At 64.1% G+C, this 13886-nt stretch carries 18 protein-coding genes, 1 pseudogene and 1 riboswitch; of the genes and pseudogenes, 8 read left to right on the top strand and 11 right to left on the bottom strand.

What is annotated here, in order from left to right:
• The first annotated feature begins 65 nt into the window (after positions 1-65).
• Positions 66-236, top strand: a riboswitch (yybP-ykoY riboswitch).
• A 4-nt stretch (positions 237-240) separates the two neighbouring features.
• The gene (locus CRO12_RS15145; RefSeq protein WP_018251237.1) at positions 241-804 is read left to right on the top strand and encodes a manganese efflux pump MntP; all 564 of its coding nucleotides are present in this window, start codon (positions 241-243) and stop codon (positions 802-804) included.
• Positions 805-861: 57 nt separating this feature from the next.
• Here the strand turns inward: CRO12_RS15145 and CRO12_RS15140 are convergent, their stop codons facing one another.
• The 9 genes from CRO12_RS15140 to CRO12_RS15100 form a co-directional block, all read right to left on the bottom strand.
• Positions 862-1059 carry a hypothetical protein gene (locus CRO12_RS15140; RefSeq protein WP_018251238.1) on the bottom strand — a complete coding sequence of 66 codons (198 nt, stop codon included), beginning with the start codon at positions 1057-1059 and terminating at the stop codon, positions 862-864.
• On the bottom strand, positions 1056-1373 hold the full coding sequence (locus tag CRO12_RS15135; RefSeq protein WP_018251239.1) for a DUF7673 family protein: 318 nt from the start codon (positions 1371-1373) through the stop codon (positions 1056-1058). Before CRO12_RS15135 ends, CRO12_RS15140 begins: the two co-directional genes overlap by 4 nt.
• 20 nt (positions 1374-1393) lie before the next feature.
• Positions 1394-2047, bottom strand: a complete 654-nt coding sequence (locus CRO12_RS15130) for a hypothetical protein (RefSeq protein ID WP_018251240.1) — start codon at positions 2045-2047, stop codon at positions 1394-1396.
• Positions 2044-2979, bottom strand: coding sequence for an ArdC family protein (locus CRO12_RS15125; protein ID WP_042469543.1), 936 nt, complete (start codon positions 2977-2979; stop codon positions 2044-2046). The genes CRO12_RS15130 and CRO12_RS15125 overlap by 4 nt, the downstream gene beginning before the upstream one ends.
• A gap of 439 nt (positions 2980-3418) precedes the next feature.
• Positions 3419-4042 carry a hypothetical protein gene (locus tag CRO12_RS15120; protein WP_056432825.1) on the bottom strand — a complete coding sequence of 208 codons (624 nt, stop codon included), beginning with the start codon at positions 4040-4042 and terminating at the stop codon, positions 3419-3421.
• Positions 4043-4249: 207 nt separating this feature from the next.
• Positions 4250-5083, bottom strand: a complete 834-nt coding sequence (locus CRO12_RS15115) for a DUF3800 domain-containing protein (RefSeq protein WP_018251243.1) — start codon at positions 5081-5083, stop codon at positions 4250-4252.
• Positions 5084-5205: 122 nt separating this feature from the next.
• Positions 5206-5484, bottom strand: a complete 279-nt coding sequence (locus CRO12_RS15110; protein ID WP_018251244.1) for a hypothetical protein — start codon at positions 5482-5484, stop codon at positions 5206-5208.
• A 1-nt stretch (position 5485) separates the two neighbouring features.
• A complete protein-coding gene (locus CRO12_RS15105; RefSeq protein ID WP_018251245.1) occupies positions 5486-6475 on the bottom strand; it encodes a caspase family protein in 990 nt (329 codons plus the stop codon).
• 13 nt (positions 6476-6488) lie between these two features.
• A complete protein-coding gene (locus tag CRO12_RS15100; protein WP_018251246.1) occupies positions 6489-6860 on the bottom strand; it encodes a TIR domain-containing protein in 372 nt (123 codons plus the stop codon).
• On the opposite strand from CRO12_RS15100, the gene CRO12_RS17795 reads away from it, so the two are divergent.
• Positions 6835-7512, top strand: coding sequence for a hypothetical protein (locus tag CRO12_RS17795; protein ID WP_125972932.1), 678 nt, complete (start codon positions 6835-6837; stop codon positions 7510-7512). The genes CRO12_RS15100 and CRO12_RS17795 overlap by 26 nt on opposite strands.
• 19 nt (positions 7513-7531) lie before the next feature.
• Here CRO12_RS17795 and CRO12_RS15095 read toward each other — a convergent pair whose 3' ends face one another.
• Positions 7532-8053 carry a hypothetical protein gene (locus tag CRO12_RS15095; RefSeq protein ID WP_144033616.1) on the bottom strand — a complete coding sequence of 174 codons (522 nt, stop codon included), beginning with the start codon at positions 8051-8053 and terminating at the stop codon, positions 7532-7534.
• 77 nt (positions 8054-8130) lie between these two features.
• The gene (locus CRO12_RS15090) at positions 8131-8454 is read right to left on the bottom strand and encodes a hypothetical protein (protein WP_170172305.1); all 324 of its coding nucleotides are present in this window, start codon (positions 8452-8454) and stop codon (positions 8131-8133) included.
• Between the two features lie 240 nt (positions 8455-8694).
• On the opposite strand from CRO12_RS15090, the gene CRO12_RS15085 reads away from it, so the two are divergent.
• The 6 genes and pseudogenes from CRO12_RS15085 (at position 8695) to CRO12_RS15065 (ending at position 13871) form a co-directional block, all read left to right on the top strand.
• Positions 8695-9452 (top strand): IS5 family transposase gene (locus tag CRO12_RS15085; protein ID WP_096614366.1). Its coding sequence is split into 2 segments (ribosomal slippage): positions 8695-9016 and positions 9016-9452, totalling 759 coding nucleotides; the frame shifts between segments, so codons are not numbered across the junction.
• Between the two features lie 18 nt (positions 9453-9470).
• Positions 9471-11816, top strand: a pseudogene (locus CRO12_RS15080) (efflux RND transporter permease subunit); the annotation flags it as partial.
• Positions 11817-11841: 25 nt separating this feature from the next.
• Positions 11842-12525, top strand: a complete 684-nt coding sequence (locus CRO12_RS15075) for a ZIP family metal transporter (RefSeq protein ID WP_018251250.1) — start codon at positions 11842-11844, stop codon at positions 12523-12525.
• Positions 12522-12761, top strand: a complete 240-nt coding sequence (locus CRO12_RS18385) for a hypothetical protein (protein WP_018251251.1) — start codon at positions 12522-12524, stop codon at positions 12759-12761. Before CRO12_RS15075 ends, CRO12_RS18385 begins: the two co-directional genes overlap by 4 nt.
• Entirely contained in the window at positions 12697-12954 is a 258-nt protein-coding gene (copM, locus tag CRO12_RS18380) for a CopM family metallochaperone (RefSeq protein ID WP_231376782.1), read from the top strand. Before CRO12_RS18385 ends, copM begins: the two co-directional genes overlap by 65 nt.
• Positions 12954-13871: a cation diffusion facilitator family transporter gene (locus CRO12_RS15065; protein WP_018251253.1), complete on the top strand. Its 918-nt coding sequence runs from the start codon at positions 12954-12956 to the stop codon at positions 13869-13871. The genes copM and CRO12_RS15065 overlap by 1 nt, the downstream gene beginning before the upstream one ends.
• Positions 13872-13886 lie beyond the last annotated feature (15 nt).

The following is a 13886-nucleotide window of genomic DNA, read 5'->3' as shown; positions in this document are numbered from 1 at the left end:
CCTAATCGGACAGGGTTGATCGGATTCGGCTTGTACATATGCCCCCCAGGGGATACGGGCGTCTCACTCTTGGGGAGTAGCTACCCGCTGTTGCGGGGCCATCGTCAACATCCTTGAACCTTCCGGTTCGTGGCGATGGCAGCAGATTTTGATCTGCCCGGCGAGACCAACGATGCGCTACCTCTCTCGTGGCCGGAGGTGGATTGCGTCGTTCGGTTGACGGCCCTTGGACGTATATCAATGACGGGTTTGCTAACGCTCGGCGCTCTTGGCGCCAGCTTGTCGGTCGACGCCTTCGCTGCGGCGGTGGGGAAGGGTGCGACCAATCAGCGCAATCGTTGGCGCGATGCCTTACGTGTCGGCGCCGTGTTCGGCTTCTTCGAGGCGATCACGCCGGCGATTGGCTGGGCGATCGGCCTGGCGCTGAGCACTTGGATCGCGGCAGTCGATCATTGGATAGCCTTCTTCCTGCTTTTCGGCGTCGGCGGGCATATGATCCATGCAGCGACGAAAAGCGACGTGGACGCGGGTCAGCGCGCTCAGACCGGCGTGTGGCGACTGGTCGTTACCGCGCTCGCCACCAGCATCGATGCAACGGCGGTGGGTGTCAGTCTCGCGGTCATGCAGGTCAATATCCTGACCGCGTGCCTCATCATTGGCGGGATCACCACGGTCGTCGCCACGATCGGCGTCATGCTCGGCAAGCACGCGGGACGGTATATCGGCCGCTATGCAGAGATGCTGGGCGGGCTGACGCTCATCCTCATCGGCGGCACGATCCTCTACCAGCACCTCACCGCCTGACCTCAAACCAGCGCGCCGCTTGCTCGCTTGGCGGGGAAGCGGCGCGCGATTTCGCAGCTAGTCCGCGATAAAGCTGCCGCGTCCTCCCCGGAACGCGCCGACGACATTGCCACGATCCCAATGGCCGGACAGGATGCCGCGCCGGGGGATGCTTCCGACCGGCTTGCGGCGCGCGGCGAGTAGCCGCGCGCGGCGTGTATCGCGATCGATGGGCAAGCCCGTCATGATGTCGATGGCGGTGCGCAGCGGGGTCATGCGGGCCGCCACTGCTCGACCAGCGCCGCCATCGCGTCGCGGTAGCCCCAAGCATCGGGATAGACGGACGGCTCGGCCGCCAGATGCGCCATGACGATGAGCATGTCTTCCGAGATGCCGGGATCGCAATTGCAGAGGTGAAGGACCGGAAAATGGCCCCATGCACTGCCGTCCCACCATGCCAACAGGAAGTCGGCCGCACGCGAGGCTTGGCCGGTATCGGACCCGGCGACGACGATCAGGCGGGCAATGGCCTCGCCAACGTCCTCGAAGCTGACAGCCCGGATTGCGGGGCGGCGTTGGGGTGGGCTCATGACTATTCGCTTCTGCTCCTTCAAGCGTGGAAGGGGACGGGGACCAACAGCGCATCATCGATCGGCTCGACGTCGCGCAGCTCCACCATCACGATCTTCTCTACCCGCTCGGCGCCGGTCGGATCGAGATAAACATAGGTGTGGCCTGCAAACACCGGGCTGCACAAGCGCCAGATCACGCCTTTCCGACCGATGCGGCGTTCCGCGCGCCCGTCATAGGATGCGAAAGCGCCCGCAATCCGGACCCGCTGCGCGATCCGCAGCCAATTGGCTGCGCCGTCGATGACGACGGCCAGTTCCTCCGGCGAAAGAGCCGGTCGGCCGATGCCGAACGTCGCTTGGGGATCGCGCGCGATCCGGGACAGCTTCTCCTCGACCGGTTCCGGTTTCCAGTCGCTGACTGGCCCGGGGGCGGCCTTGTACATATGCGTTACCGGCTTCCCGCCGAACAGGTCGGGTTGTACGCCGACAAGGCGGCGGTGGAACATCGCCTTGTGATAGTCGCGCCGCCATTGCGCTTCGGGGGTCAGCGGCTTCGCATTTGGGCCATCGCGCATGATCGCGACCAGCTCGTTAAACTCCTCCTCGCTCACCGTGGCGACGCTCGGGTCAAAGACAATGCGCGCCGCCACGCCCCGGCCCCCGTCGGGGCCGGGATCGTCGGCGGCGGTCACGCCGCCGCCTCCAGTTCGGGCGCTGTCTCGACCGCCATGCGGCTCAACAGCCAGTCGGACGCGTCCTGCGCGAGCCGTGCGGCGGTGAAGATGCACTTCTTGTCGTTGCGGAGCGCTTGAAGCCAGTTCGCCAGATAGGCGGCGTGGTCCTCGCGATCGTGGAGCTTGATGCCGATGGTGGCGCTGACGAACGCGGCCCCAAGCTCGGCGACCAGTTCCTCGCGAGCATAGTCCTCGCGCTTCGTGGAAATGAGGGAGGGGCGGGCAAGGCGGTCAACGTGCCCCGTCGCATGGCAAAGCTCGTGCGCTAGGGTCGAATAATAGTCGTCGCTGGTGTGGAAGTCGGCAAACTGCGGCATGACGACATGATCGCCGCTCGGCTGATAATAGGGCTGGGAACCGAAGTGCTTGAGGGTGACGGGCACGCGGGCAAAGAGCGTGTCCAGTTCGGCGTCGCGCTGGTCGGGATTGGTCGCGGTGATGACGGGCAAGGGGGCAGGATATTTCGCCTCGATGCCGTCGATCTGCTCGGCATTGAAGACGGTGTAGCGCTTGAGGAACGCCACCTGACGCTTGCCATCCTCGCCTCGCTCTGCGCCCTCCTGTGCCTTGCTGTCGGCGTTCACCTCGATCTTGTTGGCATAGACGACGGTTGAGCCCTTCTCGCCCTTGCGGACGCAGCCGCCGAGCGCGAGCGCCTGCTTGAAGGTCAGCCAATGCGGGGAAGCATAGCCCTTCGTCATGGCGGCAACCCAAAGGGTCAGGACGTTGATGCCGCGATAGGGAACCCCCGTCGAGCGCAGCGGGATGGTGGGTGCGGTGCTGCCGTTCCACGATTTCGACCAAGGCCGGGTGCCCGCCTCGATCATGGCGATCATCTGATCGGTGATTTCCTGATAGATGTCGGCCCGGTTGTCGGTGATCCGTCCCATGATTGTCTTCCTTTCCTCTGAGGCTGAAAGCCGGTCGCAACAGCAACCGGCTCTGCCTTTCCGGCGAGGAACGGGATGGGGAGGGAGGGCGAGAATCTACCGCTGGCGCGGGCGAGCCGCCCTAGCGTGGCCGACGCCCTGCAGGGCGTCGAGTGCCACGCTTGGCGGATTACACGGGCGGTCGATTGTCGTTCGGGAACGAAAGGGCAGCCGCCCTTGGTGTTCCCCGGCGCTGGATGGCCTCCGGGGGAGGGCAGCGGCGCGAACGGGCTTACGCCGCGCCCTAGGCGCTTCGATCAGGTGTGCCACGTGGCACACCTTTCACGCGAGGATCGTCACCCAATAGGGCCGAGACGGCGGTACGGCGGCTTGGTCGGCGCAGAGAGCGAAAGGAGCGGTGCTTGCAGGGTCGCACCCGGCTTCACGCTGATCCTAGACGTTAGCGTTCTGTAGCAACCCTGTTGAATAGAGCGCCATCTATAAGCTGGATCTCTGCCGTTTTGAGGGGCCGCACACCCTCTTTGGTGAGAACCCATGTCATGTCGTTGGATTGCCCCAGCGTGATACCTGACACCTGCTTTCCTTCGAGATGGTAAATCCACACCTCCCCTCGGGTGATGTTACCTATGCGGTCTTTCGCTCGGATCGTACCTGCAACATGGCCAGCGGCGACCACAATGAGGATGACAATGGTCCCGCACCCCACCCGAGCCATAAACAATGTCAGAGGATCAAAAAACGGCGGCCTATGCGATGCAGCCCTGGCGCGGTCGAAGAGCTTGCCGGCAATCAAAGTAAGCGCCGTCACGATCAGCAGCGGCAGGATCGCTGTAAGCCACGCGCCGGTTGTGGTGATAATGGCACCGAGGCCCTCCACCGCAACTGCAATGTTCGAACCGCCAAGATTGGTCGGATCGATGGCAAAACGGCCGAAATAGGCCTGTCTGTAGGTCCACCCGGCAAAATAGATGGCCGCTAATATGGTGGCGATCACGAAGGCGGAGTCAAACGCCTTGGTGACGAGTTCACGCGGTGAGGAAGATGTTCCAGGGCCTGCGGGCATTTGTCCTCCTTACGGGAATGGCTTTGCGAAGCGGCGTATAGATCCCACGTACACGGGTGGCTGGATCGTCGAGCTGACGAACGCGGCCCCAGCTCGGGAACCAGTTCCTTGCTGGCGTAGCTGTGCCACGTGGCACACCCCTCTTCATCGCTGGAACGATGCGTCCGACCCGGCCGAGTGATATGCCGGCGGATTGACCCGCCGGAGTCAGGCCGGCGTGTCGTCGTTGCCCGGTGCAGGCTGTGCGAGACCTGTATCGACGACGGCGGGTAGGGCTTCCACCGTTTCGACCTCGGTAGCGGCCGTTTGCAGGCGGATCGAGCTTCGCACCGATGCCGCGTCGAGCCGGTCCTGAAAGTAGGTCTGCGACCAAGCCATGTCAGCCCATTCGTCGGGGCGCGCCTGATAGGCGCCGACGCGGCCGACCAGACCACATAGCCAGTCGGCGCACTGGCATGTCTGGTAGCGTTCGCTCTCGACTTGGAAGGGCGGCTCGATGATGCGACGCCGGGGGGAGGGGCCACCATACATGGCTTGGCTCGCGCGAGTCAGGATGGCGTCGCGATCCTGATGCTCGTCCATGACGATGACCATATCGGCGTCGTTCTGATCGGCATATTGGTTGAGGCGCTTCATCGCCTCGCCCAGGACCGTGAGGTAAAGCGCCTGCGCCTTAAACTCCGCGACGGGGCGGTTCTTCTCGAGGCCAACGTAGAAGACATGCCCGCCGCTTGCGCGGATCTTGTTGAGGATGCGATTGGCCGCCGTGCGAACCTGCCGGTATTTCTCGACGTTCATGCTGGTGAAGAGGGCCGAGCCCTTCTTCTCCCATGTCGCGGGATGCTGGCCGCTTTGCCCGATCTCCCAAGCCAGCATGTTGCATTTGAGCTGGTAGAACCAGGTCGAGAATTGCCGCACGGATGAGTAGGGGAGGATCATGCCCCCGAGCCCGAAAACGGGACTGTCATTGTAGGCGGGATCGTCGCGCGCGACATACGGGCCGATGTGGCCAAACTCGTCGAGATAAGCGAAATACAGCATGCAGGTCCCCAGAATCGCGAAAGCCCACGCTAAGCGTGGGCCTCGGAATTGGGGCAGCCCGTGAGCCGCGTCCGTCAACAGATATGAGCGATGAGCCTGGTGTTGTCAAGAACGGACGCTGATTACTCCCCTGAGCGAAAGGCGTCCTCAATGATGGGCAGGTATCGCTCCACCTGCTCCTTGTCGCTCTCCTGCTCATCGGCGGGAAGATCGGCATAGTCGGTCGCAATCTGCTTTTCCCAGCGTTCGACAAGATCGGCGGGGATCAGCAACGAGCCGTCCTCCTGTTTGGTCGCCTTGCCGTGCATGTAGCGCTGCCAATGCGACCAGCGCTCATGTTCGATCGCGGCGAGGCGTTCGACCAAGGTCTTACGGGCGTCAGCGGCGAGAGGCTTTGCCATGTTAGATCAGCCCGCTTTCCACCAGACTTCGATAATGCTCGCCCAATACAGTCAGCTCGCAGGCTTTGCTGCCCATCGCTGCGTGCCACATATGCGGTGCATCGACGGGGCGCACGAGGTTGACCCTCACATACCGTTGGAGCACCGCGAATATCGCGGTTTTCTCCGGGTCCGGCGGTGGAATGGAGGGGTCGTTCTTCTGCTCCTCCGACCGCTCGGGCTCAAATGCCGGATCGAGAGGGAATTGGTAAGTGGCGGTCGGAAAATGCTTCGCCAGCGCCTGAAGATCGGTCAGCGCGATCGGGGGTGCCGCCTTGCGCAGCGACACGAAGGTTTTGACATTCGTCTTGAACACCGGGCGCTGCTTCCACGGCCCAAGCGACTGGTCGATATGAGCATAGACGCTGCCCGGCGTGACGTCGCCCAGCAGGTTGGCGGCGGCGCCGCCGAGCGCGTCGACGAACAGGCTGGTGAACACGCCGGCACCGCCCCCTTCGACCTCCATCGCATATTGCTCGGCGGTGGACGCTGTGAGGATGGTCATGCCGTCGCGGATTTCCGCAGCGGGATGGGTGGGACGTTCCCCGGCAGCGCCACTATGGCAGCTATCGAGGATGATGATCTTGTTCTTCGCCCCGGAATTGGCAGCGAGCGTCATGATGTCTGAAAGCGGCAGGCCATCGTCGCCGCTGCGGCTGTCGCTGGTGCAGAGGTAGCCGCCGGTGTCCTCGATGAAGCCATGCCCGGCGAAGTAGAACAGGGCGATGTCCGCGTCGTCGGCATAGAGTTCGCGGACAGCCGCCTTCAGCTCCTCGCGATCGACCAGATCGCCGGGACCGGTGCCGGTCAGGAGCTTAGGTGTAGCGAAGTTGACGGTGCCGTCGGCGTGGCGCTCGAGCATGGCCTTCACCGAGTGCGCGTCGTTCACGCACCCGCTGAGGTTCCCGATTTTCTCGTAATGGTCGATACCGACGATCAGGGCCTTGCGCACCGTCGCCTCCGGCTCAGAGTGAATCGATGAAGTTGGTGATGTTGGCGTCGCTCCAGGCAACGGTGCTGACGCCCGCGATCGAGGCGCGATCATCCTTATAGGCGTAGATGCCTTGGATCGGCTTGCCCTCTTCCTGGGCGCACTGGATTTCCCACTTCTGGCCCGTCGAGGCTGCCGAGTTCTTGCTGACCAGAACGATCACACCATGCGAGCGCTTGATCCGCGTGCGGACACGATCCTTCCAGTCTTTGTCGTATGGCTCCTTCACCGACATATCGATAAACTCGAATGGCTGCCGCGGATGGAGCGACTGCCCTTTGAGGAAGTCACGCTGCCGTTCATCCTCGATGGCGAACGCGATGAAGAGCACTTTCTTATCAGCCATTTCCAACATCCTCCATTATGGTTCTATTTCGATAATGAATCAGCGAACGCCCGACGACTTTAAGCATGAGCTGCAAGCTCTGGATACCGCCCATGCTCAAAACGAAGCTGCACGCGACAGCTTTGTTGCACTTGCACACACGGCGCTATTTGCCGCTTCTGTGTCATTTGTAGGAAGCGCGGTTCCGCTTGCCAAGGCGGTGTGGCCGTATGCCTTGGTTGCCGGATGGGCGATCGATGTTTTGGGGCTTCTTGCCCTGACGGTGAGCTTCGCGACGGCGCGTAAGGCGGTCGATGCGCGGCGAGCTGCCCTCTACGACGATATCCCGCCGGTAGCGGCTTGGTCCGAACGTCTCAACGGGTTCGCGCTATGGTCATTTCCCGCCGCTCTTCTATGTTTGTTCTCTTTTGTCACAGCGAACGTGGTCAGTATCAATGAGCGAGAAGCCAGCCCCTCCGCCAGCACCGCCGCCATCCCGATCGGGCGGATCGAGGGGGATAGCGCCGCCGCCACGCGCGCCGTTGCCGCCGGGGGGCGTGTCGCAGCCTCAAACGGGCGTTGTTCCGGCGCCACGGGCTCCGGTCGCCCCACCACCGCCGCCGCCGCCTCCGGCGCCTGCCAAGAAGTAGGTTGCGGCGCACCGCGCAGATAGGTGTGCCACGTGGCACACCTCATCGTCGTGTAAGGCGATCCAGTTCGGCGTGGGTTCGGGCGGTGCGCGCTGCGCCACGATTGGCCGATAGGGCGCATAGCGCGGCAAAGGCGACGAGGCCGCATCCGATCAGCGTGAAGGTGCGCGCGTCCCCGTCATCGCCCGACAGGAAGACCGCTCCCAAGCCGATGACGAGCAGGATCAGGCTGAAGCAGATCTCCGTCGCGACGCTGGCGAGCGGGGTGGGAAGGTCGCGCAAGCGGATGCCCCGCGTCTGATTATGCCAGTCGCGGACCAGCATGGGGCAGTCCGGAATGGGCTCGCATACGGCACGAACGCGGTCGCCGACGGCCAAGGCGATATAGTCGCTCGCGCACAGCTTGAGCGTGTGGCCGTTGACCTCGAACAGCATCGCGAACTCGCGGGAGGTATTCACGAAGGTATGCGTCTCCGCGCGGGTCAGGCCGGTCCGGTGGATCGTATCACCGGGATGCGAAATGGGCACGGCGGGGTCTGCGCGGTGGGTCGTGTGTTGGGTCACGCTTACGTCGGTCGTGTCGTGAAAACCGATGATATACGAGACCGGCCCTTCGATGGCGACGAACCGTTGCTGCTTCCTCATAGCCAACGTCCTTGCAAGGCTGCGTCAAACTCGACGGCCAGCGTGACGGCGCCGGCGACCAGCGCGGCGAGCGCGAACAGCGCGAGCCGCGCCCGGATGCCGGGGCGCAAGTCGTGCGTGATGGCGATGGCGGCCCCGATCGCCACCCCGAGGATCAGCGCTGGCCCCAGCTCGTAGAGGACCAGGCCGGGAAGGCGGTTGGGGAGCAGGTAGGGGAAAGCACGGATGAGGCGACCGGCCAGGACGGCGCCGACGACAAGGGACAGCGCCATGCCCCAACGGCCGATCAGGACGGCGGCGGGAGAACCGCGCTCAAGCATTGGAGCGGTTCCCCGCATGAGCAACGCCTGCCCGCGAGGGCGGCCCTTTGTGGCCTAGTCTGATCGTCACCCGCACGGGCGGAAACCCGGCGACGGGGTTCCGCGGAGCGGCGTGGCACACGCCAGCGCAGTAGAGCACGGGCCGGCGGCAGGCCTCGCTTACTGCTTGATCGTCCCTAGGGTCAGGACCCATTGATGTGGGAGGCGCGATCTGATTCAGGCTCCGTGAGGAGAGAGTGGATGAGCGACCTGTACTGGCTGACGGATGAGCAGATGGCGCGTCTGCAACCGTTCTTTCCCAAGAGCCATGGCAAGCCTCGGGTCGATGATCGGCGGGTGCTCAGCGGCATCATTTTCGTCAATCGCAACGGGCTACGCTGGTGTGATGCACCGAAGGACTATGGGCCGCACAAGACGCTCTACAATCGCTGGAAGCGGTGGAGCGAGAGGGGTATTTTCCTGCGAATGATGGAAGGTCTCGCGGCAGCGGAGGCCGTGCCGAAGACCGTCATGATCGACGCGACCTACCTGAAGGCACACCGCACGGCATCGAGTCTGCGGGTAAAAAAGGGGATCTCGGCCGTCTGATCGGCCGCACGAAAGGCGGCATGAACACCAAACTGCACGCCGTCAGCGATGCGGACGGGCGGCCCTTGAGCTTCTTCATGACCGCCGGGCAGGTCAGCGACTACACCGGCGCGGCAGCCTTGCTCGACGATCTGCCGAAAGCACAGTGGCTGCTTGGCGACCGTGGTTATGATGCCGATTGGTTCAGAGACGCCCTGGAAGCCAAAGGCATCCAGCCCTGCATCCCGGGCCGCAGATCGCGCAACGAGCCGGTCAGATACGACAAGCGCCGCTACCGGCGCCGCAGCCGCATCGAGATCATGTTCGGCCGTCTGAAGGATTGGCGCCGCGTCGCAACTCGCTACGACCGCTGCCCAACCGTCTTCTTCTCTGCCGTCGCCCTCGCGGCCACCGTCATCTTCTGGCTATGACCAATGAGTCCTGACCCTAAGACGGGTCAGGCGATCCGCATGGGATCGGCGTCGGAGAACGGCACGGAGGTCGTCGTCGGCACCGCGGTGATGCGGATCGGACAGAACAGCCGCAACGTCGCGACCGCGGTCGCCGATCGGTTGAAGTCGATCAACGCCTCGCTGCCACCCGACGTAGTGGTGCAGCCGGTCCTCGATCGCACAGCCCTGGTCAATTCCACCATCAAGACGGTGGCGAAGAATCTCGGCGAAGGCGCACTGCTCGTCATCGTCGTGCTGTTCCTGTTGCTCGGCAACTTCCGCGCCGCGCTGATCGCCGCGGCGGTCATCCCGGTCACGATGATGCTGACCGGGTTCGGAATGTTACGGCTGGGGGTTTCGGCGAACCTCATGTCGCTCGGCGCGCTGGACTTCGGGCTGATCGTCGATGGTGCCGTCATCATCGTCGAGAATGCGTTGCGGCGTCTCGCCGAGCAACAGCATCACGAAGGTCGCCTGCTGAGCGTCAAGGAGCGGTTGGAGGCGGTCGCGACCGCGGCGCGCGAGATGATCCGTCCGTCCGTGTACGGGCAGGCAATCATCATCCTCGTCTATGTGCCCTTGCTGACGCTGACCGGCGTCGAGGGCAAGACGTTCGTGCCGATGGCGCTCACCGTCATCATCGCGCTGCTGTTCGCGTTCGTCCTGTCGCTGACCTTCGTGCCTGCGGCGATCGCCATCTGGCTGTCGCGGAGGGTGAACGAGGAGGACGGGCGGATCATCTCGTGGCTGAAGCAGCGCTACGAACCGGGCCTTGAGAAGGCGATGAAGCGACCGTCGATCACCATCGGCGCCGGCGTCGTCAGCCTCGTCGCCGCGGCGCTTGCCTTCACGACGCTGGGACAGGTGTTCCTCCCCCAGCTCGACGAGGGCGACCTGCTCATCCAGGCGCTGCGCATTCCGGCGACATCGGTGCAGCAGAGCCAGGCGATGCAGGTGCCGATCGAGCGCATGGTCTCGAAGCAACCCGAGGTGCGGTTCGTCTTCTCCAAGACGGGCACGGCCGAGCTGGCTTCGGACCCGATGCCGCCCAACGCGACCGACATGTTCGTCATCCTGAAGCCGCATGCGGAATGGCCCGACCCCAAACTGGAGAAGGCCGCGCTGGTCGAGCGGCTGGAGACGAAGCTCGCGCAGTTCCCGGGCAACGCCTATGAGATCACGCAGCCAATCCAGATGCGGTTCAACGAGCTGATCGCCGGCGTGCGCGGCGACATCGCGGTGAAGGTGTTCGGCGACGACTTCGCCTCCATGAACCGCACCGCCGAACAGATCGCCGGCATCCTTCGCCGGACGCAAGGAGCGGCTGACGTGAAGGTCGAACAGACGACGGGACTTCCCATGCTCGACATTCGCGTCAACCGCGACGCGATGGCACGGGTCGGCGTCACCGCGCAGGATGTGCAGGACACCATCACCGCCACGCTCGGCGGTCGCGAGTCCGGCATGATCTTCGAGGGAGACCGGCGCTTTCCGGTGGTCATCCGCCTGTCGGACGCCGAGCGCGCCGACCTGGGGCTGCTCGAACAGGTGCAGGTGCCGGTCGCCGGCGGTGGCTATGTGCCGCTGTCCAGCGTCGCCGATATCGGCGTCGTCGACGGGCCGAACCAGATCAGCCGCGAGAACGGCAAGCGCCGCGTCGTCGTCCAGGCGAACGTCCGCGGACGCGACGTCGGCAGCGTGGTCGCGGATGCGCAGGCGGCGGTCGCCGGCGTGCGCCTGCCGGCGGGCAGCTATCTCGAATGGGGCGGCCAGTTCGAGAATCTCGAATCCGCCAGCCAGCGGCTCAAACTCGTGGTGCCGGCGTGCTTCGTGCTGATCCTGCTGCTCCTCTACGGGGCCTTGGGATCGGTACGCGATGCGGCGATCGTCTTCACCGGCGTGCCCTTCGCGCTGGTGGGAGGCGTGCTGCTGCTGTTCGTTCGCGGCATGGACTTCTCGATCTCGGCCGCGGTGGGATTCATCGCATTGTCGGGTATCGCGGTCCTCAACGGCCTCGTCATGGTTAGTTCGGTGCAGGAGCTGATCCGGTCGGGCATGGACCGGGCCGAAGCGGCGCGGACGGGCGCGCTCCAGCGATTGCGCCCGGTCGTCATGACCGCGCTGGTCGCCAGTCTCGGCTTCGTACCGATGGCATTCGCCAGCGGAGCCGGCGCGGAAGTGCAGAAGCCGCTCGCGACCGTCGTCATCGGCGGCCTGATCTCGGCGACGCTGCTGACGCTGTTCGTGCTGCCGACGCTTTACGCCCGGTTCGGGCAGCAAGCGGTCAAGGTCGACGACGCGGATAGGGCGGACGACGGCGCGCCGCTGCCGCAACCCGCATGATCGCGTCTGGCAGGGGGGACTGACGATGGCGGCGCTCAAGTTCGCACTGATCCCCATGATCGCGATCATGATCGGCGCGCTTCTCGCCGGGTGGCGCACACCCGGCGAGAGGCTGGTCGCCGCCATGCAGCACCTTGCAGCCGGCGTCGTATTTGCCGCGGCGGCGACCGAAATCCTGCCGCTGGTGATGCACGGGGGATCGCCGGCTGCGACGCTGATCGGCGGTGCGATCGGCGTCGCGGTAATGCTGGGCCTCAAGGCGGCGGAAGGCCGGTTTGACGGCCCCGTGGCGCTGCTCGCCGCGATCGGGCTCGATCTTGCTATTGACGGCCTGGTTCTGGGTCTGGCCTTCATCGCCGGCGAGAAGGCGGGCACGTTGCTGGCGGTCGCGCTGACGCTCGAAGTGCTGTTCCTGGCCCTGACGCTCACCAATGATCTGACGAGCCGGTATCGCAAGATGAAGGCGATCGGCCTAACCTGCGCGCTTGCGCTGCTGGTGCCGATCGGCGCACTCGTCGTGCAGCCCGTGGCGCTGCTGTCGCCGGTGTGGATCACGGGATTCCTGAGTTTCGGCCTGATGGCGCTGCTCTACCTCGTCACCGAGGAGCTGCTGGTCGAGGCGCACGAGAAACCGGACTCTCCGCTCATCAGCGCGATGTTCTTCGTCGGCTTTCTCGCACTGCTGCTCATCGAGGAGATCGCGATGTGACCGGCCTGACCTTGAGCGGTGTCGATGTGCGCCGCGATCCATCCCGTAAGGAGAAGAAAATGTCGATCACCACGGCGCGATGGTCCTTTCTGGCCGCTGCGATTGCCCTGTCTGCGTGTTCCGGCGGCAAGCCGGCGGGCCAGTTCGGATCGAACGAGTCCGGTGCGACCGATGCCATCCACGGATCGAGCGCACGGCACGGCCGGCATGGCGATGCCGTCGACCGGCGATCCTGATACCGACTTCCTTCGGGGCATGATCCCGCACCATGAAGGTGCGGTCGATATGGCTCGCGCCGAGCTTGCCAACGGCACCGATCCGAAGGTGCGCGCGATGGCGGAGGAGGTGATCCGGACCCAACAGGCCGAAATCGTGAAGATGCAGGCCTGGCTCGCCGAACGGCAAGCCACAAAGAAGGGGACGCGATAATGGCACACGATCACGGCGAAGCCGGGCACAGCCACGACCATACGGCCGGCGCCAACGCCAAGATGCTCAGATGGGCGCTTGCCCTGACGGCGACCTATCTCGTGGCAGAGGTGGTCGGCGCCTTCGTGTTCAACAGCCTCGCGCTGCTGTCCGACGCAGCCCATATGATGACCGACGTCGCCGGTCTGGTCATCGCGTTGATGGCGATCCATCTCGGCAAGAAGGCTGCCGACGACAAGCGGACGTTCGGCTACAAACGACTGGAAATCCTCGCCGCGACCTTCAATGCGATCCTGCTGTTCGTCGTCGCCATGTATATCCTTTACGAGGCGATCCAGCGCTTCCGCGAGCCGCAGTCGATTCAGTCGACCGGCATGTTGATCGTCGCGGTCATTGGCCTCGTCGTGAACTTCGTATCGATGCGTCTGCTGACCGCCGGCAAGGACGAAAGCTTCAACGTCAAAGGCGCCTACCTGGAAGTATGGGCCGACATGATCGGCTCGGTCGGCGTCATCCTTGGTGCCCTCGCGATACGGTTCACGGGCTGGACGTGGGTCGATCCAGTCATCGCCATCGGCATCGGCCTGTGGGTGCTGCCGCGCACCTGGGTTCTGCTCAAGGGAACGATCAACGTGCTGCTGGAAGGTGTCCCCGGCGGGTTGAAGCTGCCGGAGATCCGTTCAACGATCGCCGCCATTCCGGGTGTCGCCGGCGTTCATGACCTGCACGTCTGGTCGATGGCTTCGGACGAGATCAATTGCACCGCCCATGTGACGCTCGGCGAGGGCGTCGATCCCGATAGCGTCAGGGTTGCAGTGACCAGAACACTCGACGAGAGGTTCGGGATCGAACATTCGACGATCCAGACCGAAGCGCCATCGCAAGCCTGTGAGGATGACCAGCACCTTCATCGCTAGCCATCTCGGCGATCG

Source organism: Sphingomonas guangdongensis, assembly GCF_900199185.1.
Lineage (GTDB): Bacteria > Pseudomonadota > Alphaproteobacteria > Sphingomonadales > Sphingomonadaceae > Sphingomonas > Sphingomonas guangdongensis.
This window is presented reverse-complemented; position numbering and strand designations above follow the sequence as displayed.

What these genes read in the sequence shown, in the direction of transcription:
- CRO12_RS15145 (WP_018251237.1), top strand. Translation starts at nt 241, where the DNA reads ATGACGGGTTTGCTAACGCTCGGCGCTCTTGGCGCCAGCTTGTCGGTC.
- CRO12_RS15140 (WP_018251238.1), bottom strand. Translation starts at nt 1,059, where the DNA reads ATGACCCCGCTGCGCACCGCCATCGACATCATGACGGGCTTGCCCATC.
- CRO12_RS15135 (WP_018251239.1), bottom strand. Translation starts at nt 1,373, where the DNA reads ATGAGCCCACCCCAACGCCGCCCCGCAATCCGGGCTGTCAGCTTCGAG.
- CRO12_RS15125 (WP_042469543.1), bottom strand. Translation starts at nt 2,979, where the DNA reads ATGGGACGGATCACCGACAACCGGGCCGACATCTATCAGGAAATCACC.
- CRO12_RS15120 (WP_056432825.1), bottom strand. Translation starts at nt 4,042, where the DNA reads ATGCCCGCAGGCCCTGGAACATCTTCCTCACCGCGTGAACTCGTCACC.
- CRO12_RS15115 (WP_018251243.1), bottom strand. Translation starts at nt 5,083, where the DNA reads ATGCTGTATTTCGCTTATCTCGACGAGTTTGGCCACATCGGCCCGTAT.
- CRO12_RS15110 (WP_018251244.1), bottom strand. Translation starts at nt 5,484, where the DNA reads ATGGCAAAGCCTCTCGCCGCTGACGCCCGTAAGACCTTGGTCGAACGC.
- CRO12_RS17795 (WP_125972932.1), top strand. Translation starts at nt 6,835, where the DNA reads ATGAAGAGCACTTTCTTATCAGCCATTTCCAACATCCTCCATTATGGT.
- CRO12_RS15100 (WP_018251246.1), bottom strand. Translation starts at nt 6,860, where the DNA reads ATGGCTGATAAGAAAGTGCTCTTCATCGCGTTCGCCATCGAGGATGAA.
- CRO12_RS15090 (WP_170172305.1), bottom strand. Translation starts at nt 8,454, where the DNA reads ATGCTTGAGCGCGGTTCTCCCGCCGCCGTCCTGATCGGCCGTTGGGGC.
- CRO12_RS15075 (WP_018251250.1), top strand. Translation starts at nt 11,842, where the DNA reads ATGGCGGCGCTCAAGTTCGCACTGATCCCCATGATCGCGATCATGATC.
- copM (WP_231376782.1), top strand. Translation starts at nt 12,697, where the DNA reads ATGCCATCCACGGATCGAGCGCACGGCACGGCCGGCATGGCGATGCCG.
- CRO12_RS15065 (WP_018251253.1), top strand. Translation starts at nt 12,954, where the DNA reads ATGGCACACGATCACGGCGAAGCCGGGCACAGCCACGACCATACGGCC.